Raw genomic sequence first — 26,167 nt, forward strand, 5'->3', positions numbered from 1 at the left:
ACCCCCGGGAGAAAATGTCGACTCATTCACAAGTCGTCTTACCTCCTTGGTGACCAGGAAACTTCTAGACAAGGTCAGCGTGGCACCATGCCGACGGTTGGCGACTCTATGGCGTGTCGGCGGTCCGCAGCAACACAATCCGCCGGACCCGGCAGGATGTGTCGGCAATGAAACATCCCTCTGTCAAGGGCTCACGGCCGTCGCACGGCAGGTTTCACGGGTGTGCGAATCGGTCCAAGGGTTACGTTCGAGGCGAGTTGACCGAGAGCCGCAAAGTGACCATACACACATCCGGCCGGACCTTGTCGGGCAAGGTCCGGCCGGGCGCGTGCGGTTGACGGGTCGTGTTGACGAATCGCCTTTTGCCTGGTGGTGACTTGGTGCCCCACCTGGCCGGGAGAGGTCAGCCCAGCAGCGTGGCCGGGTCGACGTGGTCCAGGCCGTGGGCCTCGGCGACCTCCTTGTACACGACCTTGCCGTCATGGGTGTTGAGGCCCTTGGCGAGCGCGGCGTCACGGCGCAGCGCCTCCACCCAGCCGTTGTTGGCGAGCGAGACGATGTACGGCAGCGTGGCGTTGGTGAGCGCGTTGGTGGAGGTGTTCGGCACCGCGCCCGGCATGTTGGCCACGCAGTAGAAGACCGAGTTGTGGACGCGGAAGGTCGGCTCGGCGTGCGTGGTGGGACGGGAGTCCTCGAAGCAGCCGCCCTGGTCGATCGCGATGTCGACAAGAACACTTCCGGGCTTCATCCGGGAGACCAGCTCGTTGGTGACCAGCTTCGGGGCCTTGGCGCCCGGGATGAGGACCGCGCCGATGACCAGGTCGGCGTCGAGGACGGCCTTCTCCAGCTCGAAGGAGTTGGACATGATCGCCTTGACCTTCGTGCCGAAGATCCGGTCGGCCTCGCGCAGCTTGTTGATGTCGCGGTCGAGCAGGGTCACGTCGAAGCCCATGCCGACGGCGATCTGGGTGGCGTTCCAGCCGGAGACACCGCCGCCGATGACGACGGCCTTGGCCGGGGTCACGCCGGGGACGCCGCCGGGGAGCACGCCGCGGCCGCCGGCCGCGCGCATCAGGTGGTAGGCGCCGACCTGCGGGGCCAGGCGGCCCGCGACCTCGGACATCGGGGCGAGCAGCGGCAGGCCGCGGCCCGGCAGCTCGACGGTCTCGTAGGCGATGGCCGTGGTGCCGGACTCCAGCAGCGCGTCCGTGCACTCCTTGGAGGCGGCCAGGTGCAGGTAGGTGAAGAGGGTCTGGTCCTTGCGGAGGCGGTGGTACTCCTCCGCGATCGGCTCCTTCACCTTGAGCAGCAGGTCGGCGGCGGCCCACACCTCGTCGGCGGTGTCGAGGATCGCGGCACCGGCGGAGACGTACTCCTCGTCCGTGATCGAGGAGCCGAGGCCGGCGCCCCGCTCGATGACGACCTGGTGGCCGTTGCGCACCAGCTCGTGCACGCCGGCGGGGGTGATGGCCACCCGGAACTCGTTGTTCTTGACCTCGCGGGGGATGCCGACCTTCACGTCGATCACGGTCCTTGGCTCAGAAGGTATGGGGGGTGCATTGCATGACATACCCAGGCATGACGGGCACACCGGGAGACACCGCAGGAGAACGAGCGGCAGAGCCAGTCTAATGAAGGCGTTCTGGCTGTCTAGCCTTTCATTGCATCAATCTTCGTCGGATGGGCTGCGGATTTCGCAGGCGTCAGCGCCTTTTTCCTGGTCCATGCCGCCCTCGGGCGGCTCCTCGACCAGCATGCGCTCCGCGGCCGCGCGGTGCAGGCGGGCCGACGCCGGGTCGCCGATCCGGTCCAGGGTGTCCGCCAGCCGCAGCTCCAGCGCGGCGTGCAGACGGACGTCCTCGGCGCGCCTCGCCCACTCCACGGCCTCCTGGCAGGTGCGCAGCGATTCCTCGGGCCGCCCCGCGTACTCCTGCACCCGGGCGATCTCGCTCAACGCCCGCGCGCTGGCGGCGACATCACCGCTCCTGCGGTAGCCGGCAAGCGCGGCCCGCCAGTTCCTCAGCGCCTCGCCGTACCGGCCGGCGTAGGTGTGCGTGGTGGCGATCCGGCCGTACAGCCGGGCGGCCTCCGGGTGCTCGCCGCGGGCCAGCCGCTCGGCCAGGGCCCGGCCGAACCAGTCCGCGGCCCGGTCGTAGTCGCCCAGCTCCTGGTGGGCGCCGCCTACGGATTCCATCGCGCGGCCGGTCGCGTACGGGTCGTTCGCCTCGCGGCCCGCCTCCAGGGCGGCCCGGTAGCGGGCCAGGGCGTCGCGGGTCCGGCCGGTCTGCGCGTCCAGGTCACCGAGGTTCAGCAGCGCCGCGGCCCTCTCCCGGGGCAGCCCCCGCCGCTCGGCGACATCGAGGACCAGACCGTGCACGCCGTACAGGTCGGGCGCGGCGGCCTGGGTGCCGACGTGCGCCGCGACGGCCCTGACCAGCTGCGACAACAGCCGCCTGGCCAGAGTGTCCAGCTCGCCGTCGGCCACCGCCAGCCGGGCGGAGGCCAGCAGGGCGGGCCGCCGGATGCGCAGCCAGTCGGCCGCCGCCCGCGGGGTGGGGAAGCGCACCTCCCGGGGCATGGCGCTCAGCTTCTGCCGGGTCTGCGGGCTGTCCGTCTCGGTGATGACCCGGCAGGAGTGCAGCAGCCGCACCGTCCGCTCCAGCATCCGGGCCCGGGCCAGCTGGAGTTCCGCGGGCCGCTCCTGGCTCTCGGCGAGGACGCGCAGCAGCGGGTGCAGCCAGCCGGGGACGTCGTACTGGGGCAGCGGGGAGTCCGCCGCGCGCAGCAGGCCGAGGGTGACGAAGTCGTCCAGGACGGCGCGGACGGCGTCGACCGAGCAGCCGGCCAGCGAGGAGGCGGTGTGCGGGTCGACCAGGCCGGCCGGGGCGAGGCTGAGCAGCCGCAGTATCCGGGCGCCCTGGCCGGGCAGCTCCTCGTACACGAGCCGCAGGATGCGGGAGGTCGGGCCCGCGTCCGCGCCGCCGGGGACGTCGGCGCCGGGATCGACGTCCGCGTGCATCCGCCTGGCAAGGTCGGCGACGGCTGCCTGGGGCCGGGCCGCCAGCCAGCCGCCGGCCAGGACGAGCGCGGCCGGGTGACCCTGGCACGCCTCGGCCAGGCTCTCCGCGGAGCGGGGGTCGACGGTGACGCGGACCGCGCCGGCGTATCGGGTGAGCAGCTCCACCGCGGACTTGGTGTCCAGCCCGCCGAGGGTGCAGGGCCGTACGTCCGCGATGCCGGTGAGCGGGCCCTTGGAGACGGCCACCGCCAGGCAGTCGGGGGTCTCCGGGAGCAGCGCGTCGACCTGGTCGGCGCCGGCCGCGTCGTCCAGCAGGAGCAGCATGCGCCGGCCGGCGAGGGCGGCGCGCAGGGCCGCGGTGAGGTCGTCCTCGGCGGCCCCGGCCGGCGCGGGCAGGCCCAGGGCGCCCAGCAGCTCGCGGGCGGCCCGCTCGACGGGCACCGGCGTGCCGTCCGGTTCGCTCAGCCGGGCCCGCAGCACCCCGTCGGGGTAGCGGTCGGCGACCTGTCGGACGAGTTCCTCGGCGAGGCTGGTACGGCCCGAACCGGGGCGGCCGGCGATGAGCAGCACGCGCGCGCGGGGCGCCTTGCGGCCGGAGAGCGTGTCCAGGCCCGCCCGCTCGATGTCGGCGCGCAGCTCCTTCAGTTCCCGTGCGCGCCCCAGGAAACGGTCCCGCGTGGCCGGGTGCGCGGACAGCCGCACCTCGCCTGTGTCCACCGCCTGATCCGTCACGGGCCACACTCCCGTCCCACCGCACGCGCAAAGCCCGCCGGTGTCTTCCGGTACGGGCGTTTTGCAGAGCCTAGTTCACGCTCTGCTACGTCCCGGGAGGAGCGCGGCGGACGGATCGCCCGATCGGATCAGGCGATCGTCACACCAGTAGGCCGGACGGATGACGGGTCAGGAGGTGAAGGGGCGCGCGGGCCAGGGGGCGTCGGCCGGGCGCAGCGCGTCCAAGCCGTCCCCGCCGCGCGCCGCCACCAGGGAGAGGACGCCGACGACGAGGCAGTTGTTGTGCACGTCCCCGGCCAGCACCCGGCGCACCAGTTCCTCGACCGGCACGCGCGCGTGCTCCATGTCGGTCTCCTCGTGCTCCGCCGCGAACCGCTCCCGCTCGGACTCGGACAGGTTCCGGGCGAGGAAGACGCGTACGGCCTCGTCGCAGCCGCCGGGGGTGGTGTAGACGTCGGTCAGCACCCGCCAGTCGCCGGCCTTGACGTGCGCCTCCTCGTACAGCTCCCGCTGGGCGGCGTGCAGCGGGTTCTCGCCCGGCACGTCCAGCAGGCCGGCCGGGATCTCCCACAGCTTGTGCCGGACCGGGTGCCGGTACTGGTTGATGAGCAGGACCCGGTCCTCCTCGTCCAGGGCGAGGACGGCGACCGAGCCGGGGTGGACCTGGTAGTCACGGCCGACCACCGAGCCGTCGGGCATGACCACCTCGTCCGTGCGGACGGAGGTCTTGCCGCCCACGAACGGGGTGTCCGTCGCCCGGATCTCCCACTCCTCGGGGGTGTCCTTGATCGTCATGCCCTGTCCTTCCACGTGCGCACCGAGAAAACCGGGGTGCCCACCTGGAGGAGGTGTGCACCCCGGCCACCGTACAACCGGTGCGCCTGTCGGCGATCTTCCGCGTGTCTCAGCCCTGCTGGCGTTCGACGGCCGCCTTCACGAGGCCGGCGAAGAGCGGGTGCGGGCGGGTCGGCCGCGAGCGCAGCTCGGGGTGGGCCTGGGTGGCCACCAGGTAGGGGTGGACGTCCCGCGGGTACTCCACGTACTCGACGAGCTTGCCGTCCGGGGAGGTGCCGGAGAACAGGATGCCGGCCTTCTTCTCCAGCTCCGCGCGGTAGGTGTTGTTCACCTCGTAGCGGTGGCGGTGGCGCTCCTCGACGTACTCCTTGCCGTCGTACACCTCGCGCACGATGGAGTCCTCGGCGAGCTTGGCCGGGTACATGCCCAGCCGCATCGTGCCGCCCATGTCGCCCTCGCCCGCGACGATGTCCATCTGCTCGGCCATGGTGGAGATGACCGGGTGGCCGGTGGCCGGGTCGAACTCGGTGGAGTTGGCGTCCGGGATGCCGGCCAGGTTGCGGGCCGCCTCGATCACGATGCACTGGAGGCCCAGGCAGAGGCCGAGGAGCGGGATCCGGTTCTCGCGGGCGTAGCGGATGGCGCCGACCTTGCCGAGCACACCGCGGTCGCCGAAGCCGCCGGGGATGCAGATGCCGTCGACGTCACCGAGCTGGGCCTCGGCGCCGGCCGGGGTCTTGCAGTCGTCCGAGGTCACCCACTTGATCTTGACCCGGGCGCGGTGGGCGAAGCCGCCGGCCCGCAGCGCCTCGGTGACCGAGAGGTAGGCGTCGGGCAGGTCGATGTACTTGCCGACCAGCGCGAGGGTGATCTCGTGGTCGGGGTTGTGGACGCGGTCGAGCAGGTCGTCCCAGGTCGTCCAGTCCACGTCCCGGAAGGGCAGGTCGAGCTTGCGGACGACGTAGGCGTCCAGGCCCTCGCCGTGCACGGTCTTCGGGATGTCGTAGATCGAGCGGGCGTCCGGGCAGGCGACGACCGCGTCCTCGTCCACGTCGCACATCAGCGAGATCTTCCGCTTGATGGCGGTGGGCACCTCGCGGTCGCAGCGCAGCACGATCGCGTCCGGCTGGATGCCGATGTTGCGCAGCGCGGCCACGGAGTGCTGGGTGGGCTTGGTCTTCAGCTCGCCCGACGGGCCGATGTACGGCAGCAGCGAGATGTGCACCACGAAGACGTTGTCCCGGCCGACCTCGTGGCGGACCTGGCGGACGGTCTCCAGGAACGGCAGCGACTCGATGTCGCCGACGGTGCCGCCGACCTCGGTGATGACGACGTCGACCGCGTCGGTCGCCATGCGCCGGATGCGGTGCTTGATCTCGTTGGTGATGTGCGGGATGACCTGGACGGTGTCGCCCAGGTACTCGCCGCGGCGCTCCTTGGCGATCACCGTGTTGTAGACCTGGCCGGTGGTGACGTTGGCGCTGCCGTCGAGGTCGCGGTCGAGGAAGCGCTCGTAGTGGCCGATGTCCAGGTCGGTCTCGGCGCCGTCGTTGGTGACGAACACCTCACCGTGCTGGAACGGGTTCATCGTGCCCGGGTCGACGTTCAGGTACGGGTCGAGCTTCTGCATCACGACGCGCAGACCGCGGGCCTTGAGCAGCATGCCCAGGCTGGAGGCCGTCAGGCCCTTGCCGAGCGAGGAGGCGACACCCCCGGTGACGAAGATGTGCTTGGTCGTCGTGGATTTGGAGGGCATGGCCAAGAGGGGGCTCCCGTGGTCGCTGTCTGTGATGCGGGGCGGCTGGCCGGGCGGGAAGGGCCCGGGTGCCGTCGCTGCGGTTCGGGGGTTCGTCGCCCACCGCTCCACGGGCTACCAGCGTATCAGCGCCCGGACGGGATGGCTCCCGGGCACGCTCCGCGCACGGCCGGGCACGGGCCGCACCGGTGGGAGCGCCACTACGGACAGTTCTCACCCGCCGGTCACCCGTTCGGCCTACACGCGTTGTCCGGAGCGGCGCGCGGATCATCTACGTGCGTCGTATCCTGCTCGGACACTCGCTGCCGAGCCCGGCCGGAAAAGACGGCACACCCCCGCTGCATCATCCCGGAACAACGAGAGCGCGGCAGTTCGTTGAGCAAGGACTGTCGTATTGCCTCAGGGCTCGGCGGGCTGCTTTGCTTCACCGCTCAACGACGCACAACAACGATCCCCTTGACCGCACTAAGCGATATCCCCCTGCTCGGGGGTGACGTGGCCGTTCGACTGGAGTTGCACGTGGCCGGGCGCATCGAAGACTACGCACTCATCGGAGACATGCAGACCGCGGCACTGGTCTGCCGGGACGGCACGGTGGACTGGCTGTGCCTGCCCCGCTTCGACTCGCATGCCATCTTCGCCGGCCTGCTGGGCACCGAGGAACACGGCTTCTGGCGGCTCGGCCCGGCTCACGCGGCCGACGCGGAGCCGCCCACGGCCGCCCGGCGCGGCTACCGCGGCGACTCGCTGATCCTGGAATCCGAGTGGGACACCCCGCGCGGCACGGTCCGCGTGACCGATTTCATGCCGCCGCGCGACGGCGCCCCCCAGCTGATCCGCATCGTGGAGGGCGTCACCGGCCGGGTGCCGATGCGCTCGGCCCTGCGGATGCGGTTCTCCTACGGCCGTGTGGTGCCCTGGGTGCACAAGCACGAGGGCCGCACGGTGGCCGTCGCCGGACCGGACTCCGTGTGGTTCGACACGGAGGCCGAGACCTACGGCAAGGCGCTGACCACGTACGCGGACTTCACGGTCGCCCCCGGTGACCGGATCGCGTTCACGATCTCCTGGGAGCCCTCGCACAAGCAGCCGCCGCCGCTGCCCGAGCCGGAGCAGTCGCTGGAGGCGACGGAGACCTTCTGGCGCGAGTGGGTCGAGCACTGTACGTACCACGGGCCCTACCGTGAGGCGGTCGTCCGCTCGCTCATCACCCTGAAGGCGCTGACGTACGCCCCCACCGGCGGCATCGTCGCGGCCCCCACCACCTCGCTGCCCGAGGACATCGGCGGCGTGCGCAACTGGGACTACCGCTACACCTGGCTGCGCGACGCGGCGATCACCCTCTCCTCGCTGCTGCGCACCGGCTACCGCGAGGAGGCCCGCGCCTGGCGCGAGTGGCTGCTGCGGGCGGTGGCCGGCGACCCGGAGAACCTCCAGATCATGTACGGCATCGCCGGTGAGCGGGAGCTGGGCGAGGCCGAGCTGGACTGGCTGCCGGGCTACGAGGACTCGGCCCCCGTCCGGGTCGGCAACGGCGCCGCGCACCAGCTCCAGCTGGACGTGTACGGCGAGGTCACCGAGGCCCTGCACCTGGGCCACATGACGGGCCTGGCCCGCAACGACTACGCCTCGCTGCTCCAGCTGAAGCTGATCCGCTACCTGGAGGACCACTGGCAGGAGCCGGACGAGGGCATCTGGGAGGTGCGCGGCCCGCGCCGGCACTTCGTGCACTCCAAGGTGATGGCCTGGGTGGCGGTGGACCGCACGATCAAGCTGATCGAGTCCGGTGACGCGGACGGCCCGCTGGAGCGCTGGAAGGAACTGCGCGACGACATCCACCGGGATGTCTGCGAGAAGGGCTACGACGAGGAGCGCAACACCTTCACCCAGTCCTACGGCTCCCGGGAGCTGGACGCCTCGCTGCTGCTGATCCCGCAGATGGGCTTCCTGCCGCCGGACGACAAGCGGGTGATCGGCACCATCGAGGCCATCCAGCGGGAGCTGTCCACCTCGGACGGCTTCATCCTGCGCTACCCGACGGAGGGCGACAGCGCGGGCGTCGACGGCCTGCCCGGCGACGAGGGCGCCTTCCTGGCCTGCTCGTTCTGGATGGCGGACGACCTGGCGATGATCGGCCGGGTGGACGAGGCGCGCCGGCTGTTCGAGAAGCTCCTCTCCCTGCGCAACGACCTCGGTCTGCTTGCCGAGGAGTGGGACCCGCGCCTGAAGCGGCAGGTCGGCAACTTCCCGCAGGCGTTCAGCCACGTCCCGCTGATCGACACGGCGCTGCGCCTGACCGCCTCGGGGGCGTACGGCGGCTGAACGCGACCGGGCGACCGGGCCCGCCTAGGCTGGAAGCCGACGACAGCCCCTGCTTTTCGGAAGGGGGCGCCCATGGCTTCCCTCTCGAAGGCGGGCGCGGCCCTCGACGCGCTGCGCGACGACCTGGTCGGCGCGGTGCTCGCCCCGGCGGACCCCGGGTACGACGAGGCCCGCGCGGTCTTCGACGCGGTGGTCGACCGGCGGCCGGCCGTGATCGCCCAGTGCGCGGACGCCACCGACGTGGTCCGGGCGGTCCGCTTCGGCCGGGAGCTGGACCTGCCGATCTCGGTGCGCGGCGGCGGGCACGGCCTGGCCGGCGCGGCGCGCGGTGACGGGTCGCTGCTGGTGGACCTGCGGCGGATGCACCAGGTGAGCGTCGATGCGGCGGCCGAGGCGGTCCGGGTCGCGGGCGGCGCCACGACGGGCCACCTGGACCGGGCCACCGAGCCGTACGCCCTCGCCACCACCGGCGGACGGGTCTCCACGACCGGTCTCGGTGGTCTCGTCCTGGGCGGCGGCACCGGCTGGCTGGACCGGGCCTTCGGTCTCGCCGCCGACAACCTGCTCGGGGTGGAGCTGGTGACCGCCGACGCCGAGCCGGTGCACGCGAGCGCCGAGGAGAACCCCGAGCTGTTCTGGGCGCTGCACGGCGGCGGCGGCAACTTCGGGATCGCCACCGCGCTCACCCTGCGGCTGCACGAGCTGCCGGAGTTCTCCGTCGTGCTGCTGCTGTACCCCCCGCGGTCCGGCCCCGACGCGGTCCGCGCCTTCCGGGACGTCGCCGCCGGCGGACCCGGCGAGCTGGGCGGCGCCGTGCTGTACGGGACCGCGCCGGCCGCGGAGTTCGTGCCGGAGCGGCTGGTGGGCACACCGATGTGCGCGGTGCTGCTGACGTACGCGGGCGGCGAGGACGGGCTGCGCGCTCTCGCCGGGCCGCTGCTGGCGCTGCCGCACGAGGTGGAGCTGGCCGGTGACATGCCCTACGCGGACGTGCAGTGCATGCTGGACGTCCCGGCCGGGCTGCGCGGCCACTGGTCCGCCCAGTGCCTGGCCGGGCTGCCGGACGAGTCGGTGGACGTCCTCTGCGGCAGCGCGGACGGCGGCCCGGCGCCGGCCGGCTGCGGACGGCTGCTGTTCGCGCAGGGCGGGGCGGTCGCCGCCGGCCCGGACGCCTACCCGGTGCCGTACCGGGACGCTCCCTGGTCCGCGCACCCGTTCGCCCTCTGGCGGGAGCCCGCCGGCGACGAGCGGGCGACCGGCTGGGTCCGGGACGCGTGCGCCGCGCTGCGGCCGTGGAGCACGGGCGCGGTCCCCCTCAACCTCATCGGCGACGAGGGCCCCGAGCGCGTGCGGGCGGGACTGGGCGCCGGCAACACCCTGCGCCTGGAGAAGGTGAAGCGACGGTACGACCCCGACAACGTGTTCCGCGTCAACCACAACATCAGGCCGGTGTAGCCGCCCGCCCGAGCTGTCGCCGGGCCGTTCGCGCAGGTAGCGTCCGCTGCATGGACAGCCGTACGGACCACCGTTTCGACACCCGGGGCGCCGGCATCACCGTGCAGCGGGCGCTGGAGCTGCCCGGGCTGCGCAGCGGACTGCCGGAGATCCTGGCGGGCGCCGACCGGCTGGGCCGTACCGTGCGATGGGTGCACGCCGGCGAGGTGCCGAACATCGCCTCGCTGCTCAAGGGCGGCGAGCTGCTGCTCACCACCGGGTACGGCGTGGGCACCCGCCCGGCCGAGCAGCGGGCGTTCGTCCGCACCCTCGCCGAGCGCGGGATCGCCGCCCTGGTGGTGGAGCTCGGTCCGCGGTTCGCCCGGCTGCCCGCCGCCCTGGTGGACACGGCCCGGACGGCCGGCCTGCCCCTGGTCCAGCTGCACCGCGAGGTGCCGTTCGTGGCGGTGACCGAGGAGATCCACACCGAGATCGTCAACCACCACTACGCGCTGCTCCAGCGGGCGGAGGAGGTGCACCGGCGGTGCACCGAGGCCCTGCTGGGCGGCGGCGGGATACCGCAGGTGCTGGACATCCTGGCCGACTTCGGTGGCAACCCGGTGTTCCTGGAGACGGCCGACGGGCGCCTGCTGTACGCCGCCGGGGCCGGGCCGGAGGGCGCGGACCCGCTCCAGGTGTGGGAGGGGCTGCGCGACCCGCACAAGGACGCGCCGCCGCCGGCCGGTTCGGTCCTGGTGGACGTGCCGGGCGGCGGGCCGGGCACGACGGCCTCGGTACGCGCCCGCCTCGTGCTGCTGCCGGTGCGGGCGCCGCTGGCCCCGGTGCACCGGATCGCCGCCGAGCGGGCCGCGGGCATCCTGGCGGTGGTGCTGATGCAGGCCCGGCAGGAGGAGGAGCTGGCGGCGCGCGGGCGCGGTGACTTCCTCACCGACCTCGCCGAGGGCCGGATCGCCGCGGAGGCCGCGCCGGCGCAGGCCCGGGTGCTCGGCTTCAAGCCCGGCGACGGCCCGCTGCTGCCCGTCGTCATGCGGGTCGGGGACACCCTCTCCCCCGGCGGGAGCTGGGCGGTGCTGGCGCGGGCGGTCTCGGAGGAGCTGGCCGCGGTGGGCGTACCGGTGCTGCTGGGGGTGCGGCCGGTGGAGGGACGGGTGCCGGTGCTGCTGGGGCTGCGCTCGGAGTCGGAGCGGGCGGCGGTCGCGGACCGGGTGGCGGCGGCGCTGCGGGCGGGGGCGGAACGCGCCGGGATGCGGCGGCCGGGCTCCCCTCCCCCGGTGGTCGTCGTCGGCGTGGCCGGCGGCTGGGCGGCGGCCTCGGCGGGGTTGCGGCACGCGGCGGAGACGGCGGCCGCTGCCCAGGGCCTGACCGACCGGCCCTGGTACGACGCCCGCCGCCTCGACATCGACCTGCTGCTGTGGCGGCTGCGCGACCACCCGGACCTGGCGGCCTTCGTCGACCGCGCGATCGGCCCGCTGCGCGACCACGACCACCGCTCCAGGCCGCCGCTGCTGCCCACCCTGGAGACGTACCTGGCGCACGCCGGCCGCAAGGCGGAGACCGCCCGCGAGCTGCACCTCAACCGGCAGACCCTCTACAACCGGCTCGCCCGGATCGGTGAACTGCTGGGCACCGACCTGGACGACCCCCAGACGGTCCTGGCCCTCGGCCTGGCCCTGCGGGCCCGCCGCCACGTGCCCTAGGGGTCCTAGGCGAGGGGCCTGGGCCGGGTCAGCTCGTCGTACACGCTGAGCACCTGGGCGACGGTCTCGTCCTCCGTCGGCCACGTCGCGGCCTGCCGCGTCCCGCGCTCGCGCAGCCGCGCGCACCACCCGGGGTCCGCCAGCAGCCGTACGACGGTGCCGGCCAGGGCCTCGGGGTCGCCGTACGGGACGAGGGCCGCCGCGTCGCCGACGAGGTCCGGGATGCCGCCGACGCGGGTCGCGACGAGCGGCACGCGCGCGTGCAGCGCCTCCTGGGCGAGGACGGACCGCGACTCCCACCTGCTGGTCAGCAGCGCCAGGTCGGCGGCGGCGAGCAGCTCGGGCACGTCGTCCCGGCGGCCGACGAGCCGCACCGGCAGTCCCTCGTCCTCGATCCGGCGCTGGAGCACCGGCCGCAGCGGCCCCTCGCCGGCGATCACCACCAGCGGCACCGGGTCGAGGTCCCGCCAGGCCCGGGCCGCGTCGAGCAGCACGCCGTAGCCGCGCTGCCGGTCCAGGGAGCCGACAGCGACGAGCAACGGGCGCCCGGTCGCGCCGAGTTCGGCCCGGGTCTTGGGCGGCAGCGGGTCGGCCCCGTCGGGGTCCGCCGGGTGTCCGGGCCGGCGCCGGCCGGGCAGGGCGACGGCCGCGAGCCGGGCGTCGCGGGCACCGTGCCGCCGGGCCCGGTCGACCAGGTCCGAGCTGGTGCCGAGGACCACGGTCGCGGTCCGTGCCACCCGCCGCTCCAGCACCCGCAGCAACTGCGCCCGGGGGCCCTCGGCGTGGGTGCGGCCGTGCCGGGTGACCACCAGCGGGGTGCCGCGTCCACCGAGGGCGAGCACGGTGCGGAAGGAGGCGTGCAGCCCGTGGGTGTGGACCAGGTCGGCGTGGGCGCAGGCGGTCCGGAGCGCGGCCACGGAGACCGGGTCGCTGCTGCGCGGCACGTGCACGTGTTCGGCGCCGGCCCCGGTGAAGTCGTAGGCGCGTTCGGCTTCGACGGGGGCGCACACGGTGACCCGCACGCCCCGCGCGACGAGCCCCTCGGCCAGGGAACGCACGTGGGCGCCGCTGCCGGCGTCGCCCCCGCCGAGCACCTGCACGGTGCGCAGCGGCGACCGGCCGTGCGGTGCGTTGCTGCTCACGGGGGTCACGTGGCCGGGGCTCCTGGTTCGCGTGGGGCGGTACGGGGAAACGTACCGAAGGTAGCGGGCTCAGGGGGCCGGAAGGGCGCACCCCGCGCGCCTCCCGCGCGGCCGGTCCGGACCCGTCGCCCGCCCCCCGTTCCCCGCCAAGCATGCCAGGGCGTACGGCCGTTCAGACACAGCCGGGAGGGCGCACCGCGCGGCGGGCCGGGGCAATGCGCCGGAGCACATCACCCACACGGGGGAGGCAGATCGCGCCACGGCCGAACGGTGCTCGGCATCGGGCGAGGTCAGCGCGGCGCGGCGGCCGCCCAGGCGCTCACCCGGTCCCCGTACCGGGCCGCGACCACCACTGCCGCCGCGTGCGCGAGCAGTCCCGCGCGCCGGTTCCCCGCCACCAGCGCCGCCCCCAGCGCGGCGCCGAGCGCGTGCGCCCCGGTGTCCCCCAGCATCGTCCGCTCCGCCAGGTCCTCCGGCAGCACGGCCGCGGCCGCCCCCAGCACACCGGCGGCCGGCTGCCCGCCGGCCCCGCCGCGCAGCGCCGCCGGCGCGCCGAGCAGCAGCACCGCGCCGGCGGCCCGTCCCGGTCGTACGTCGACGAGGTTGACCAGATGGGCGGTGCCCGCGACGGCGACCCCGGCGAGCAGCCGGTCGAGCGGGTGTTGCGTCAGCAGGGCCCCGGCGGCCAGCCCGGCCGCCGAGACGCCGAACAGTTTGACGGCGCCGCTGGTGACCTCGCCGTGGCGCAGCGCCCCCAGGTGGGCGCGGAAGCCGCGCCGGTGGTCCCCGGCCACGTCGTCGTAGGCCCCGCACGCCCCGGCGGCGAGGACCGCGAGCCCGGCCCCGGGCCGCAGCCGGGCCACGGCGAGGGCCGCGCCGAGCGCCGCGGCCGGGCCGGCGTACAGCCCCACGGCGCGCCCGGCGTGGTTGATGCGCTCCCAGCGCTCCCGTCCGCCGGGGGGCCGGGCCCGCAGCAGGGTCTGGGCGGCCCGGGTGAGCCCGGCGGCGAGGAGGAGGGCGCGGGACGGTCGCGGCGGGCGGGGACGGCTCAGAGGTCGGCCCTCGCGGTCGCCAGGAGTTCCTCCGCGTGCGCGCGGGCCGTCTCGGAGTCCTCCTGGCCCGCCAGCATGCGGGACAGCTCGCGGATGCGGTCCTCGCCTTCCAGGACCTTCACGCCGGAGCGGGTGACCGATCCGTCGTCGGTCTTCTCCACCAGCAGCTGCCGGTCGGCGAACGCGGCGACCTGCGGCAGGTGGGTGACCACGACGACCTGCGCGGTCCGGGCGAGCTTCGCCAGCCGCCGCCCGATCTCGACCGCGGCCTTGCCGCCGACTCCGGCGTCGACCTCGTCGAAGAGGTACGTCGGCACCGGGTCGGTGCCCGCGAACACGACCTCCACGGCCAGCATCACCCGGGACAGCTCACCGCCGGACGCGCCCTTGGCGACGGGCCGGGGCGGGGCACCGGGGTGCGGGGCGAGCAGCAGCTCGACCTCGTCGACGCCGGACGGCCCGTAGGCGACCGTGCGGCCGCCGACCTCCACGCCCTCGGGGTCCTCGGTCTGCCGGATGTCGAAGGACACGCGCGCGTGGGGCATCGCCAGCGAGGCCAGCTCGGCGGTGACCGCGGCGGCGAACCGCTCGGCGGCCTCGCTCCGCGCGTCGGTCAGCGTCCGCGCCAGCCCGCCCAGCTCGGCACGGAGGGCGTCCCGCTCGGCCGTCAGCTCCCCGGTCCGCTCGTCGTCGCCCTCCAGCTCGGTCAGGCGCGCGGCGCTCTGCTCGGCCCAGGCCAGGACGGCGTCGACATCCTCGCCGTACTTGCGGGTCAGGGCCGTGAGCGCCGCCCGGCGCTCCTCCACGGCGGCCAGCCGCAGCGGGTCGGCGTCCAGGTCGTCGGCGTATCCGGCCAGCTCGCCCGCCACGTCGCCGAGGAGGATCCCGATCTCCCCGGTCCGGTCGGCGAGCGCGGCCAGCGCCGGGTCGTGGGCCCGTACGGCCTCCAGCGCCCGGTGGGCGCCCGCGACGAGGGTCGAGGCGTCGATGCCCTCCGGGTCCTCGGGGTTGCCCGCGAGGGCGGCGTGCGCGACCGTCGCGGCGGACGCGAGCGCCTCGGCGTGCCCGAGCCGCTCGGCCTCCTCGGCCAGCTCCGTGTCCTCCCCGGCCCGCGGCTCGACGGCGGCGATCTCCTCCAGCCCGTACCGCAGCAGATCGGCTTCCTGCGCCCGCTCCCGGGCGCGCGTGGTGATCTCCTCCAGCTCGGCGGAGACGGCCCGCAGCCGCCGGTACGCCCGCGTGTACGCGGCGAGCGGCACGGCGACGGCCTCGCCCGCGTACCGGTCCAGGGCCTGCCGCTGCCGGGACAGCTTCAGCAGCCCCTGCTGGTCGGTCTGCCCGTGCACGGCCACCAGGTCGTCGGCCAGCTCGGCCAGCAGCCCGACGGGCACGCTGCGCCCGCCCAGGTGCGCCCGGGAGCGGCCCTCGGCGGAGACGGTACGGCTGATCAGCAGCGCCCCGTCGTCCAGCTCGGCGCCGGCCTCCTCGGCCCGGGTGACGGCGGCGGCGTCGGCGGGCACGGCGATCCGCCCCTCGACGACGGCCTTGTCGGCGCCGATCCGCACCAGCGCCGGGTCCGCCCGGCCACCGAGCAGCAGCCCCAGGCTGGTGACCACCATGGTCTTGCCCGCACCCGTCTCACCGGTCACGGCGGTGAACCCCGGTGACAGCTCGACCACAGCGTCGTCGATGACCCCGAGCGACCGTATCCGCATCTCCTCCAACACGGAACAGACCATACGAGGTCCGGGGCGGGGAGCGCACATGGCCCGCCCGTGTCACCCCCGCGAGTGGGCCGGGCCGAACGGCGGGCCCCGCGGCCGGCTAGTGCGGCGCGCCCCGCCATCCGGTCGTCGGCAGCGCGAACTTGGCCACGATCCGGTCCGTGAACGACGAGTGGTGCAGCCGGGCCAGCCGCACCGGCACGGCACCCCGCCGCACCTCCACCCGCGCCCCCGGCGGCAGCTCGACGGTGCGCCGGCCGTCGCACCACAGGACCCCGGGCGGGACGTGCGGCAGCACCTCCACGGCGAGCACCGAGTCCGGCGAGGTGACCAGCGGCTTGGCGAACAGGGCGTGCGCGCTGATCGGCACCATCAGCAGTGCCTCCACCTCGGGCCACACCACCGGTCCGCCGGCGGAGAACGCGTACGCCGTGGACCCGGTCGGCGTGGACAGCACGACGCCGTCGCACCCGAACCCCGTCACCGGCCGCCCGTCGATCTCCAGCACGACCTCCAGCAGCTTCTCCGCACCGGCCTTCTGCACGGCCGCCTCGTTCAGCGCCCAGTCGGTGTGCACGATGTCCCCGTTGCGGTGCACGACGACGTCGACGGTCATCCGCTCCTCGACCTCGTAGGAGCGTGCCACCACCCGGTCCACCACCCGGTCCAGGTCGTCCCGCTCGGCCTCCGCGAGGAACCCGACGCGCCCGAGGTTGACGCCGAGCATCGGCACCCCGGAGGCCCGCGCGAACTCGGCGCCGCGCAGCAGGGTGCCGTCACCGCCGAGCACGATCAGCAGCTCGCACCCGTCGAGGCACTGCGGGGTGGCCTCCTTGACGAGCCCCACCTCGTCCGGGAGCGGCAGGTCGACGGCCTCCTCCTCCAGCACCCGCACCCCGATGCCGTGCCGCAGCAGGCCCTTGACGACGAGTTCCGCGCTGCGGATCGCCGCGGGCCGCCCGGTGTGGGCGAGCAGGAAGACAGTACGCGCCGTGTTCTGTGTCACCGGGGCCCCTCCGCCACTGCACGGTCGACGTCGGCCGGGTCCACCTCGGGTGCTCCCGCCCGCAGCCAGAGAAAGTACTCCACGTTCCCGGAGGGCCCGGGCAGCGGGCTCGCGGTGACGCCACGCACCCCGAGTCCCAGCTCCCAGGCCTTCCGGGCCACTCCCCGCACGGCCTCCGCCCGCAACTGCGGACTCCGTACGACACCTCCGCTGCCGAGCCGTTCCTTCCCCACCTCGAACTGCGGCTTCACCATCATCACCAGGTCGGCGTCCGGCGTCACGCACCGCTTCAGGGCGGGCAGCACCAGGCCGAGCGGGATGAAGGACAGATCGCCCACGACAAGATCCACCGGCTCCCCATCGATCGCCTCCAGCGTCAACTCGCGTACGTTCGTACGGTCCTTGACGGTGACGCGTTCATCGTTGCGCAGACTCCAGGCGAGCTGCCCGTACCCGACGTCCACCGCGACGACGTGGGCGGCGCCCGCGCGGAGCAGGACATCGGTGAACCCGCCGGTGGACGCGCCGGCGTCCAGCGCGCGCCGGCCCTCGACCGCGAGACCCAGCGGCACGAAGGCCGCGAAGGCGCCGGCGAGCTTGTGGCCGCCGCGGGACACGTAGTCCGGGTCGCTGTCGTCGGCGCGGACCACGATCGCCGCCGCGGCCTCCACCTGGGTGGCCGGCTTGGTCGCCACGGTCCTGCCGACGGTGACCCGGCCGGCGGCGATGAGCTGGCCGGCGTGCTCGCGCGAGCGGGCGAGCTTACGGCGGACCAGCTCCGCGTCGAGACGGCGGCGTGCGACTCCTGCCACGTTCGGTTCAGCTCCTGCTATTCGTACGGCGGTCGGGGGGTGCGGCCCGGCGGGCCTCACCGGGGGGCGGCGGTCGGGTCACGGTCCGCGGCCGGCGGTCCCGGGCGGGCGTCGAGCGCGGTGAGCGCGTCCCGCAGCCCCCGGTGTACATCCTCGTACACCGCGGTGTGCCCGTCGGTGGCGAGGTGGCCGGCGTCGGCCAGCCGCTCCAGCAGGGCGTCGACCGCGGCGTCGCCGGTGGGGGTGCGCGGGACGTTCAGGGGGGCCGGGGCGGCGGGGCCGTGCGCGGGCTCCGTCGCGGCGTCGGTCCCGGCCTCGGACACGGACTCGCTCATGCCCAGACGCTACCCCGAACGGCTGGGGTACCGTCGGTGGCGATGGCCACGATCGAGGAGTGCCGCGCCGCACTGGGCAAGCTTTCGGACAACATGTCGGGGGCCGGCGGCGACGTCCGCGCCGCCGCCGCCCTGGACCGCTCGGTGAGCTGCCACCTCACCGACCTCGACCTCACCTTCGCGGGCCGGCTGACCGGCGGCCGGATCGAGGTGGCCGGCACCCACCCGGGGGCGCCGCGGGAGCGGGCGCAGATCCGGCTCGCCCTGACCGGGGACGACCTGGTGGACCTGGTGGGCGGCCGGCTGGACTTCGCGACCGCCTGGGGCTCGGGCCGGGTCCGGCTGGAGGCGAGCCTGCTGGACCTGTTCCGGCTCAGGAAGCTGCTGTGACCCGCCCCGCCCGCGCCTTCCGGGCGGCCGGCACCACCAGCGGGGTGCCGGTCTCGGGGTCGTCGATGACCTGACAGCGCAGCCCGAAGACCTCCTCGACCAGCTCCGCCGTGACGATGTCCGCCGGGGCGCCCTCGGCGACCACCTCCCCGCCGCGCAGGGCGATCAGGTGGGTGGCGTAGCGGGCGGCGTGGTTCAGGTCGTGGAGCACGGCGACCAGGGTGCGGCCCTGCGTCTCGTGCAGCTCCGCGCACAGGTCGAGGACGTCGATCTGGTGCTGGATGTCCAGGTAGGTGGTCGGCTCGTCCAGGAGCAGCAGCGGGGTCTCCTGGGCCAGCGCCATGGCGATCCACACCCGCTGGCGCTGTCCGCCGGACAGTTCGTCGACGTACCGGTCGGCCAGGTCGGCGACCCCGGTCCGCCGCATCGACTCCCGGACGACCCGCTCGTCCCGCTCCGACCACTGGCGCAGCAGGCCCTGGTGCGGGTAGCGGCCCCGGCCCACGAGGTCGGCGACGGTGATCCCGTCGGGCGCGACGGACGACTGCGGCAGCAGACCGAGGGTCCGCGCCACCTTCTTCGCGGGCATCGACCGGATGGCCTCCCCGTCGAGCAGCACCCGGCCCCGGTCCGGCCGGAGCATCCGGGACAGCGCCCGCAGCAGCGTCGACTTGCCGCACGCGTTGGGGCCGACGATCACCGTGAACGAGTGGTCGGGGATCTCCACCGACAGCCGGTCCGCGATGACGCGCCGGTCGTAGGCGAGGGTGACGTTCTCGGCGGACAGGCGGTTCACAGTGCTCCTTCAGGTGTTCGGGGACGCGCCGCTCATATCCGGCCCGCCCGGCGCTCGGCGACCAGCAGCCACAGCAGGTAGCCGCCACCGAGGACACCGGTGACGACGCCGACGGGCAGCTGGTCCGCGCCGAACAGGCGCTGGGAGGCCCAGTCGGCGGCGACCAGCAGGGCGGCGCCCATGCAGAGGGAGGGCACCAGGTTGGGTCCCGGCGAGCGGGTCAGGCGCCGGGCCAGCTGCGGCGCGGTGAGCGCGACGAAGCTGACGGGGCCCGCGGCGGCGGTGGCGGCGGCGGTGAGCAGGACGGCACACACCATCAGCAGCAGCCGGACGCGCTGCACCCGGACGCCGAGCGCGTGGGCGACGTCGTCACCCATCTCGGTCATCCGCAGGCCGCGCGCGTTGACGAGGACCAGCGGGACGAGCACGGCGCACAGGGCCAGCAGCGGCCGGACCTGGTCCCAGTCGCGGCCGCCCAGCGAGCCGGTCATCCACACGACCGCGCGGGTGGCGTCGACCAGGTCGGCCTTGGTGAGCAGGTAGCCGTTGACGGCGGTGACGACCGCGTTGACGCCGATGCCGACCAGGACCAGCCGGTACCCGTGCACGCCCTGCTTCCAGGCGAGCAGGTAGATGGCGAGACCGGTCGCCAGTCCGCCGATCAGCGCGCCGACGGTGACCTGGGCGGCGCTGCCGGACATCAGCACGATCACCACCAGCGCGCCGGCCGTCGATCCCTGCGACAGGCCGAGCACGTCCGGGCTGCCGAGCGGGTTGCGGGAGACGGACTGGAACAGGGCGCCGCCGAGCCCCAGCGACGCACCGACCAGCAGGCCGACCAGGACCCGCGGCAGCCGCAGCTCCTCGACGATGAACTCCTGGTAGGCGGTGCCGTTCCCGGTGAGCGTCCGGAGCACGCCGGCCACCGGTATGCCCGCCTCACCGGTGCCGATCAGCGCGACCCCGGCGGCCAGCGCGGCGGCCAGCACCAGCAGGACGACGGTCAGGGCGCGCGGGTCCAGCCGCAGGGACAGCCCGCCGGGCAGGCGCAGGGCACGGCTCCTGGTACGTGTCCTCACAGCTGGGCCGTCCTGCGCCGTCGTACCAGGAAGACGAAGACCGGGCCGCCGACGACCGCGGTCACGATGCCGACCTGGACCTCGGCGGGCCGGGCCACGACCCGCCCGAGGACGTCGGCACCGAGCAGCAGCACGGGCGACAGCACCGTGGCGTACGGCAGGATCCAGCGCAGGTCGGGGCCGGTGAAGGAACGCACCACGTGCGGCACCATCAGCCCGACGAAGACGATCGGACCACAGGCGGCGGTCGCCGCGCCGCACAGCACCACGGCGGCCAGCATGGCCAGCGCGCGGGTGCGGTCCAGGTGCGCGCCGAGGGCCCGGGCGGTGTCGTCGCCCATCTCGACGGCGTTCAGCGGCCGGGCGAGGGCGAGCGCGAGGACGGTGCCGGCCGCGAGGAACGGCAGCACCTGGAGGATGGTGGAGCCGGTGGCCGAGGCCAGTGAACCCACCGTCCAGAAACGCATCCTGCCCAGCGCCGCGCCGTCCGTGATCATCACGGCCTGGAGATAGCCGTAGAGGGCCGCGCTGATGGCCGTACCGGCGAGCGCGAGCCGTACCGGGGTGGCGCCCCGGCTGCCGCCGAGGAACCACACCAGGGCGCCGACCGCCGCCGCGCCGAGGAACGCGAACCACACGTAGCCGGTCAGGCTGGTGATGCCGCAGTAGGTCATGGCCGTGACGACGGCGGCGGAGGCGCCCGCGTTGATGCCGAGCAGTCCGGGGTCGGCCAGCGGGTTGCGGGTCAGCGCCTGGAGCACCGCGCCGGACAGGCCGAGCGCGGCGCCGGCCAGCAGCCCGAGGACCGTGCGCGCCAGTCGGTCGTCGACGACGACGTCGCCGTACGTCCCCGAGGCGTGGAACAGGCCGTGCCAGACCTGGTCCGGCGACAGCGGCTTGGCCCCGATCGCGATGCTCGCCAAGGCGACGAGCGCCAGCAGCGCGGCCGCGAGCAGAAGCCCAACGGCTCTGGCGGCTCGGCGGGTTGGAGGCGCGGCCGCGGCATCCGCGCGCTGTTCCGGAGGACTCTCGACCAACACCAGGTTAGGGTAGCCTACCCTTCCTATGATCTCGATCCCCGGTGCGCAACCCCGGCGGCCTCACAGTTCCAGCCGGGCCAGCGCCTTGCCCGCGTCCAGCTCGCACGCGCCGTCCCCGGCCGCCGTCCACGCCGCCGCGCACAGCGCCCGCAGCCCGTCCGGCGCCGCCCCGTCACCCTCCAGCGTCAGCCCACCGGTCCCGGCCGTCGCCGTCCAGCCACCGCAGCGGAACCCGTCGCCCTCGGCCGTGACCTCCGGCTGCCCGGTGAGCAGCCCGCGCAGATCGGCGTCCACGTACGTCGGCCGGTGCCGCGGCGGCGCGGCCAGCAGCTGCGCCGCGTCGGTGACACCGGTCAGCACCAGCAGCGAGTCCACCTCGCCGTGGAACGCGCCCTCGATGTCCGTGTCCAGCCGGTCCCCGACCACCAGCGGGCGCTCGGCACCGGTCCGGATGATCGTCTCCCGGTGCATCGGGGGCAGCGGCTTGCCCGCCACCTGGGGCTCGGCACCGGTCGCGATGCGCACGACCTCCACCGCCGCCCCGTTGCCCGGTGCGATGCCCCGCCCGCTCGGGATCGTCAGGTCGGTGTTGGACGCGAACCACGGCACCCCGCGCCGCACCGCGTACGACGCCTCCGCGAACCGCCCCCACGGCAGGTCGGGCCCGCCGTAGCCCTGCACGACCGCCGCCGGGTCGTCGTCCGCAGACTCCACCGGCACCAGGCCGCGCTCGCCGAGCGCCACCCGCAGCCCCTCCCCGCCGATCACCAGCACCCGCGCCCCGGCCGGCACCTGCTCGGAGACCAGCCGTGCGACGGCCTGCGCGGAGGTGATGACGTCACCGGCCTCCGTCGCTATCCCCAGCTCCGTGAGGTGCCCGGCCACGGCGTCCGGGGTGCGCAGCGCGTTGTTGGTGACGTAGGCGAGACGCATACCGCCCTCTCGGGCGGCCTCCAGCGAGTCCACCGCGTGCGCGATCGCGCTGCCGCCCGCGTACACCACGCCGTCCAGATCGAGCAGCGCCGTGTCGTACACCTCGCTCAGGGGCCGCCCACTGCCCTCGGGCCTCGTCCTGACACCCTGGCTCATGTCGCATCGCTCCTCGTTCGCTCGCTTTCCCCCGATCATCCCGCACGCCGCCCCGCCCCACGTACGATGCCGGGATGAAGACAGCAGGTCACTCGGAGGCAACGGCTCGCCGAGGCCTGGAACTCACCCCGTTCCGAGGCCTCCGTTACGACCCCGACCGGGTCGGCGGCCTCGCCTCCGTCACGTCCCCTCCCTACGACGTCGTCGTGCGCCCCGACGGCCTGCACCACCTCCAGTCCGCCGATCCCCACAACATCGTCCGGCTGATCCTCCCGCAGGCCGGCACCTCCAGCGCGCGCACCGGGCAGGCGGCCGACACGCTGCGCCGCTGGCTGGACGAGGGCGTCCTCACCGCGGATGCGGAACCCGGCCTCTACGTGTACGAGCAGCGGGACACCGACGGCATGCTCCAGCGCGGCATCATCGGGACCCTGCGCGTCACCGAGCCCGCCGAGGGCGTGGTGCTCCCGCACGAGGACGTCATGCCGCCCGTGGTCGCCGACCGCGCGGCCCTGATGCGCGCCACACGCGCGAACCTGGAGCCGCTCCTGCTGACGTACCGGGGCGACGGCGCCGCCGCCGAGGTCGTCGAGGCCACCGCCGGCCGGCCGCCGCTGCTGGCCACGACCACCGAGGACGGCTTCCACCACCGGCTGTGGTCCGTCACCGACCCCGGCGACGTCGCCCGAATCCGCTCCGACCTCGCCGGCCGGCAGGCCCTGATCGCCGACGGCCACCACCGCTGGGCCACCTACCTGCGGCTGCGCGACGAGCACCCCTCCCCGAGCCCCTGGGACCACGGCCTGGTCCTCCTGGTGGACACCGCCCGCTATCCGCTGCGGGTCCGCGCCATCCACCGGCTGCTCCACGACCTGCCGGTCGCCGACGCCCTGACGGCCGTGGCGGGCCTGTTCCGGGCACGGCGTCTGGACGTGGGGCTGCCCGAGGCCCTGGAGGTCCTCGCCGACGCCTCCTGCGAGGGCAACGCCTTCCTGTTGGCCGGGGACGGTGCCTTCCACCTCCTCGACCGTCCGGACCCGGATCTGCTGGCCCGGACCGTCCCCGCGGACCGCCCGGCCGCCTGGCGCTCCCTGGACGCGACGGTCCTGCACCGGACGCTGCTGGAGCACGTCTGGCGGATCCCGGAGGACTCCCCGGCCCACATCGCCTACATCCACGACACGGCCGCGACGGTGGAGAAGGCCGAACGGGACGGCGGTACGGCCGTGCTGATGCACCCGGTCCGCGAGGAGGTCGTCCGCGACCTCGCCCGGCAGGGCGTCACGATGCCCCGCAAGTCGACGTCGTTCGGCCCGAAACCGGCCTCCGGACTGGTGCTGCGCTCACTGGACATCTGAACCGGAACGACGAAGAGGGCGGGCTCCCCGGGGAGCCCGCCCTCTTCCGTCACCGACCGAGGTCAGTCCTTGTCACCGGCCTCCGGGGAGGCGGCACCCCCGGACTTCTCCGCCGCGGCGGCCTCCTCGGCGTCCTCGGGGGCGTCCTCGGCGTCCTCGGGGGCGTCCTCGGCATCCTCGGGGGCGTCCTCGGCGTCCTCGGGGGCGTCCTCGGCGTCCTCGGGGGCGTCCTCGGCGTCCTCGGGGGCGTCCTCGGCGTCCTCGTCCTCGGCGGGCTGGTCGGCCGCCTCGGACACGCCGGGCTCCTCGGGGTCCTCCTCGGCCAGGGCGTCGACGAACTCCACGCCGTCCAGCTCGGCCAGCCGGTCGGAGGCGTCCGTGCTGCTGTCCCGATCGGCCTCGACGGCCTTCGCGAACCACTCGCGCGCCTCGCGCTCCCGGCCGGCGGCCAGCAGCGCGTCGGCGTACGCGTACCGCAGCCGGGCGGTCCACGGCTGCACCGACTGGGAGGCCAGCTCGGGGCTCTGGAGCGTCACGATGGCCGCGTCCAGCTGCCCCATGTCACGCCGGGCACCGGCGGCGACGAGCCGCATCTCGACCTGCCCGGCCTTGTCCAGCTTGTGCACCTCCGGAGCACCGGCCATGTCCAGCGCCTTCTCCGGCCGGCCGAGCCCGCGCTCGCAGTCGGCCATCACCGGCCACAGCTCCACGGTGCCGGTCATCCGCCGGGCGGCCCGGAACTCACCGAGCGCCTCGGCGTACTTCTGGGTGGCGTACGCGGCGAACCCGGCGGCCTCCCGTACGGCGGCCACGCGGGACGCCAGGCGCAGGGCCACCTTGGAGTAGCCGTACGCGCCCTCGGGGTCCTCGTCGAGCAGCCGGGCGACCATCACCAAGTTCTTGGCGACATCCTCGGCGAGCGTCTTGGGCAGGCTCTGGAGCTCCTGCCGGACGTCCTTGTCGATCTCGTCGCCCGTGACGTCCTCCGGGATCGGCAGCCGCTTGATCGGCTCCCGGTCGCGGTCCCGCTCGTCACGGAACCGGCCACCGCCACGGTGGTCGTCCCGACGGTCGTCACGGCGGTCGTCACGCCCGTCACGGCCGCGGAACCCACCGGGCCGCCCGCCGCGGTCGTCACGGCGCGGGCCGCCGCCGGCGCGGTCGTCCCGGCGGTCGTCGCGGCGGAAGCCACCGCGGTCCCCGCCACGGTCGTCCCGACCCCGGAAGCCACCGCGGTCGTCACGGCGGTCGTCGCGCCGGTCGTCGCGCCGGAACGCCGGACGGTCACCACCGCGGTCGTCACGCCGGTACGAGGGGCGGTCGCCACGGTCGTCGCGGCGGAACGGCGGACGGTCGCCGCCACGGTTGTCGTCACGGCGGAACGAGGGACGGTCGCCGCCGCGGTCGCTGCTGCGGTCGCCGCGCCGGTCGTCGTCACGGCGGTAGGACGGGCGGTCGCCACGGTCGTCCCGGCGGAAGGGCGGGCGGTCGCTACGGTCGTCCCGGCGCGGCCCACGGTCGCGGTCGTCACGCTGGAACGCCGGACGCGAACTCCGGTCACCCTCGCGGCGGTCGTCACGACGGCCACCGTAACCACCACGGTCCCCGCGGTCGCCGTAGCCGCCACTACGGTTGTCGTCGCGCCGGTCGTCACGGCGGAAGCCACCGCGGTCCCCGCCGCGGTCGCCACCACGGTCATCACGACGGTCGTCGCGGCGGAACGCCGGACGGTCCCCGCCGCGGTTGTCGTCACGGCGGAACGCCGGACGGTCCCCGCCGCGGTTGTCGTCACGGCGGAACGCCGGACGGTCGCCGCCGCGGTTGTCGTCACGGCGGAACGGGGGACGGTCGCCGCCACGGTTGTCGTCACGGCGGAACGGGGGACGGTCGCCGCCGCGGTCGCTGCCGCGGTCGCCGCGCCGGTCGTCGTCACGGCGGTAGGACGGACGGTCGCCACGGTCGTCCCGGCGGAAGGGCGGGCGGTCGCCACGGTCGTCCCGGCGCGGCCCACGGTCACGGTCGTCACGCTGGAACGCCGGACGCGAAGTCCGATCGCCCTCACGGCGGTAGCCACCGCCACGGTTGTCGTCGCGCCGGTCGTCACGGCGGAAGCCGCCGCGGTCGCCACCGCGGTCATCACGACGGTCGTCGCGGCGGAACGCCGGACGGTCCCCGCCGCGGTCGTCACGCCGGCCGAAGCCGCCGCGGTCGTTGTCACGGCGACCGGTGTCACGACGGTCGTTGTCACGGCGGAAGCCACCGCGGTCACCGCGGTCACCGCGGTCACCGCGGTCGCCGCGGTCGCCGCGGTCACCACTGTCCCGTCGCCGCTGGTCGCGCTCCGGTCGGTCGTCGGGAGAGTTGGTGGACATGGTGACTCCTGTCGTCGGTACACAAGCATGGTAAAAACAAAAGGACCCCTGGTCCCAGCTGAACGCTGGGACCAGGGGTCCTCCAAAGATTGTTCGGCGGCGTCCTACTCTCCCACAGGGTCCCCCCTGCAGTACCATCGGCGCTGTGAGGCTTAGCTTCCGGGTTCGATATGTAACCGGGCGTTTCCCTCACGCT

Annotated in this window: 20 protein-coding genes and 1 rRNA gene; 5 read left to right on the forward strand and 16 right to left on the reverse strand. The window is 74.5% G+C overall.

Annotation, left to right across the window (positions count from 1 at the left end):
• Positions 1 to 403 precede the first annotated feature (403 nt).
• The 4 genes from ald to ACIQVT_RS18170 all read right to left on the reverse strand — a co-directional run bounded on the left by ald (position 404) and on the right by ACIQVT_RS18170 (position 6,302).
• A complete protein-coding gene (gene ald / locus ACIQVT_RS18155) occupies positions 404 to 1,528 on the reverse strand; it encodes an alanine dehydrogenase (protein WP_403754022.1) in 1,125 nt (374 codons plus the stop codon).
• 138 nt (positions 1,529 to 1,666) lie between these two features.
• Positions 1,667 to 3,751 carry a tetratricopeptide repeat protein gene (locus ACIQVT_RS18160; RefSeq protein WP_403754025.1) on the reverse strand — a complete coding sequence of 695 codons (2,085 nt, stop codon included), beginning with the start codon at positions 3,749 to 3,751 and terminating at the stop codon, positions 1,667 to 1,669.
• A gap of 168 nt (positions 3,752 to 3,919) precedes the next feature.
• Positions 3,920 to 4,546, reverse strand: a complete 627-nt coding sequence (locus ACIQVT_RS18165) for an NUDIX domain-containing protein (RefSeq protein ID WP_403754028.1) — start codon at positions 4,544 to 4,546, stop codon at positions 3,920 to 3,922.
• A gap of 109 nt (positions 4,547 to 4,655) precedes the next feature.
• A complete protein-coding gene (locus ACIQVT_RS18170; RefSeq protein ID WP_403754031.1) occupies positions 4,656 to 6,302 on the reverse strand; it encodes a CTP synthase in 1,647 nt (548 codons plus the stop codon).
• A gap of 519 nt (positions 6,303 to 6,821) precedes the next feature.
• On the opposite strand from ACIQVT_RS18170, the gene ACIQVT_RS18175 reads away from it, so the two are divergent.
• From ACIQVT_RS18175 to ACIQVT_RS18185, 3 genes are all read left to right on the forward strand, one after another.
• Positions 6,822 to 8,624, forward strand: coding sequence for a glycoside hydrolase family 15 protein (locus tag ACIQVT_RS18175; protein ID WP_403754117.1), 1,803 nt, complete (start codon positions 6,822 to 6,824; stop codon positions 8,622 to 8,624).
• A gap of 72 nt (positions 8,625 to 8,696) precedes the next feature.
• On the forward strand, positions 8,697 to 10,079 hold the full coding sequence (locus tag ACIQVT_RS18180; RefSeq protein ID WP_403754034.1) for an FAD-binding oxidoreductase: 1,383 nt from the start codon (positions 8,697 to 8,699) through the stop codon (positions 10,077 to 10,079).
• A 50-nt stretch (positions 10,080 to 10,129) separates the two neighbouring features.
• On the forward strand, positions 10,130 to 11,776 hold the full coding sequence (locus ACIQVT_RS18185) for a PucR family transcriptional regulator (RefSeq protein ID WP_403754037.1): 1,647 nt from the start codon (positions 10,130 to 10,132) through the stop codon (positions 11,774 to 11,776).
• 5 nt (positions 11,777 to 11,781) lie between these two features.
• Here the strand turns inward: ACIQVT_RS18185 and ACIQVT_RS18190 are convergent, their stop codons facing one another.
• From ACIQVT_RS18190 to ACIQVT_RS18215, 6 genes are all read right to left on the reverse strand, one after another.
• Positions 11,782 to 12,927 (reverse strand): glycosyltransferase family 4 protein, encoded by a 1,146-nt coding sequence (locus ACIQVT_RS18190; protein WP_403754039.1) that lies wholly within the window; start codon positions 12,925 to 12,927, stop codon positions 11,782 to 11,784.
• Positions 12,928 to 13,208: 281 nt separating this feature from the next.
• Positions 13,209 to 13,970 (reverse strand): hypothetical protein, encoded by a 762-nt coding sequence (locus ACIQVT_RS18195; protein ID WP_403754119.1) that lies wholly within the window; start codon positions 13,968 to 13,970, stop codon positions 13,209 to 13,211.
• Positions 13,967 to 15,709, reverse strand: a complete 1,743-nt coding sequence (gene recN / locus ACIQVT_RS18200) for a DNA repair protein RecN (protein ID WP_403754042.1) — start codon at positions 15,707 to 15,709, stop codon at positions 13,967 to 13,969. Before recN ends, ACIQVT_RS18195 begins: the two co-directional genes overlap by 4 nt.
• 85 nt (positions 15,710 to 15,794) lie before the next feature.
• Positions 15,795 to 16,700: an NAD kinase gene (locus tag ACIQVT_RS18205; protein ID WP_403754045.1), complete on the reverse strand. Its 906-nt coding sequence runs from the start codon at positions 16,698 to 16,700 to the stop codon at positions 15,795 to 15,797.
• Complete coding sequence (locus tag ACIQVT_RS18210; RefSeq protein WP_403754048.1) at positions 16,697 to 17,512, reverse strand: TlyA family RNA methyltransferase; 816 nt, start codon at positions 17,510 to 17,512, stop codon at positions 16,697 to 16,699. Before ACIQVT_RS18210 ends, ACIQVT_RS18205 begins: the two co-directional genes overlap by 4 nt.
• 56 nt (positions 17,513 to 17,568) lie before the next feature.
• A complete protein-coding gene (locus tag ACIQVT_RS18215) occupies positions 17,569 to 17,847 on the reverse strand; it encodes a hypothetical protein (protein ID WP_403754051.1) in 279 nt (92 codons plus the stop codon).
• 42 nt (positions 17,848 to 17,889) lie between these two features.
• Here ACIQVT_RS18215 and ACIQVT_RS18220 point away from each other — a divergent pair, with 42 nt between their 5' ends.
• Positions 17,890 to 18,237 carry a sterol-binding protein gene (locus tag ACIQVT_RS18220; RefSeq protein ID WP_403754054.1) on the forward strand — a complete coding sequence of 116 codons (348 nt, stop codon included), beginning with the start codon at positions 17,890 to 17,892 and terminating at the stop codon, positions 18,235 to 18,237.
• On the opposite strand, the gene ACIQVT_RS18225 is transcribed toward ACIQVT_RS18220, so the two are convergent.
• From ACIQVT_RS18225 to ACIQVT_RS18240, 4 genes are read right to left on the reverse strand one after another with little or no spacing between them, the layout of a single operon-like run.
• Positions 18,221 to 19,033, reverse strand: a complete 813-nt coding sequence (locus ACIQVT_RS18225; RefSeq protein WP_403754057.1) for an ABC transporter ATP-binding protein — start codon at positions 19,031 to 19,033, stop codon at positions 18,221 to 18,223. The two genes, ACIQVT_RS18220 and ACIQVT_RS18225, sit on opposite strands and share 17 nt — an antisense overlap.
• 32 nt (positions 19,034 to 19,065) lie before the next feature.
• On the reverse strand, positions 19,066 to 20,112 hold the full coding sequence (locus tag ACIQVT_RS18230) for a FecCD family ABC transporter permease (protein WP_403754060.1): 1,047 nt from the start codon (positions 20,110 to 20,112) through the stop codon (positions 19,066 to 19,068).
• On the reverse strand, positions 20,109 to 21,152 hold the full coding sequence (locus tag ACIQVT_RS18235; RefSeq protein ID WP_403754063.1) for a FecCD family ABC transporter permease: 1,044 nt from the start codon (positions 21,150 to 21,152) through the stop codon (positions 20,109 to 20,111). Before ACIQVT_RS18235 ends, ACIQVT_RS18230 begins: the two co-directional genes overlap by 4 nt.
• Positions 21,153 to 21,212: 60 nt before the next feature.
• The gene (locus tag ACIQVT_RS18240) at positions 21,213 to 22,241 is read right to left on the reverse strand and encodes an HAD hydrolase-like protein (protein ID WP_403754066.1); all 1,029 of its coding nucleotides are present in this window, start codon (positions 22,239 to 22,241) and stop codon (positions 21,213 to 21,215) included.
• 74 nt (positions 22,242 to 22,315) lie between these two features.
• Here ACIQVT_RS18240 and ACIQVT_RS18245 point away from each other — a divergent pair, with 74 nt between their 5' ends.
• Positions 22,316 to 23,599, forward strand: a complete 1,284-nt coding sequence (locus ACIQVT_RS18245; protein ID WP_403754070.1) for a DUF1015 family protein — start codon at positions 22,316 to 22,318, stop codon at positions 23,597 to 23,599.
• Between the two features lie 62 nt (positions 23,600 to 23,661).
• Here ACIQVT_RS18245 and ACIQVT_RS18250 read toward each other — a convergent pair whose 3' ends face one another.
• Positions 23,662 to 24,606 carry a hypothetical protein gene (locus tag ACIQVT_RS18250; RefSeq protein WP_403754122.1) on the reverse strand — a complete coding sequence of 315 codons (945 nt, stop codon included), beginning with the start codon at positions 24,604 to 24,606 and terminating at the stop codon, positions 23,662 to 23,664.
• A gap of 1,456 nt (positions 24,607 to 26,062) precedes the next feature.
• Positions 26,063 to 26,167: ribosomal RNA gene (gene rrf / locus ACIQVT_RS18255) — 5S ribosomal RNA — on the reverse strand; the annotation flags it as partial.

Source organism: Streptomyces sp. NPDC100445 (assembly GCF_044759735.1).
Taxonomy (GTDB): domain Bacteria; phylum Actinomycetota; class Actinomycetes; order Streptomycetales; family Streptomycetaceae; genus Streptomyces.

What these genes read in the sequence shown, in the direction of transcription:
- ACIQVT_RS18240 (WP_403754066.1), bottom strand. Translation starts at nt 22,241, where the DNA reads ATGAGCCAGGGTGTCAGGACGAGGCCCGAGGGCAGTGGGCGGCCCCTG.
- ACIQVT_RS18185 (WP_403754037.1), top strand. Translation starts at nt 10,130, where the DNA reads ATGGACAGCCGTACGGACCACCGTTTCGACACCCGGGGCGCCGGCATC.
- recN (WP_403754042.1), bottom strand. Translation starts at nt 15,709, where the DNA reads ATGGTCTGTTCCGTGTTGGAGGAGATGCGGATACGGTCGCTCGGGGTC.
- ACIQVT_RS18180 (WP_403754034.1), top strand. Translation starts at nt 8,697, where the DNA reads ATGGCTTCCCTCTCGAAGGCGGGCGCGGCCCTCGACGCGCTGCGCGAC.
- ACIQVT_RS18220 (WP_403754054.1), top strand. Translation starts at nt 17,890, where the DNA reads ATGGCCACGATCGAGGAGTGCCGCGCCGCACTGGGCAAGCTTTCGGAC.
- ACIQVT_RS18165 (WP_403754028.1), bottom strand. Translation starts at nt 4,546, where the DNA reads ATGACGATCAAGGACACCCCCGAGGAGTGGGAGATCCGGGCGACGGAC.
- ACIQVT_RS18245 (WP_403754070.1), top strand. Translation starts at nt 22,316, where the DNA reads ATGAAGACAGCAGGTCACTCGGAGGCAACGGCTCGCCGAGGCCTGGAA.
- ACIQVT_RS18170 (WP_403754031.1), bottom strand. Translation starts at nt 6,302, where the DNA reads ATGCCCTCCAAATCCACGACGACCAAGCACATCTTCGTCACCGGGGGT.
- ACIQVT_RS18215 (WP_403754051.1), bottom strand. Translation starts at nt 17,847, where the DNA reads ATGAGCGAGTCCGTGTCCGAGGCCGGGACCGACGCCGCGACGGAGCCC.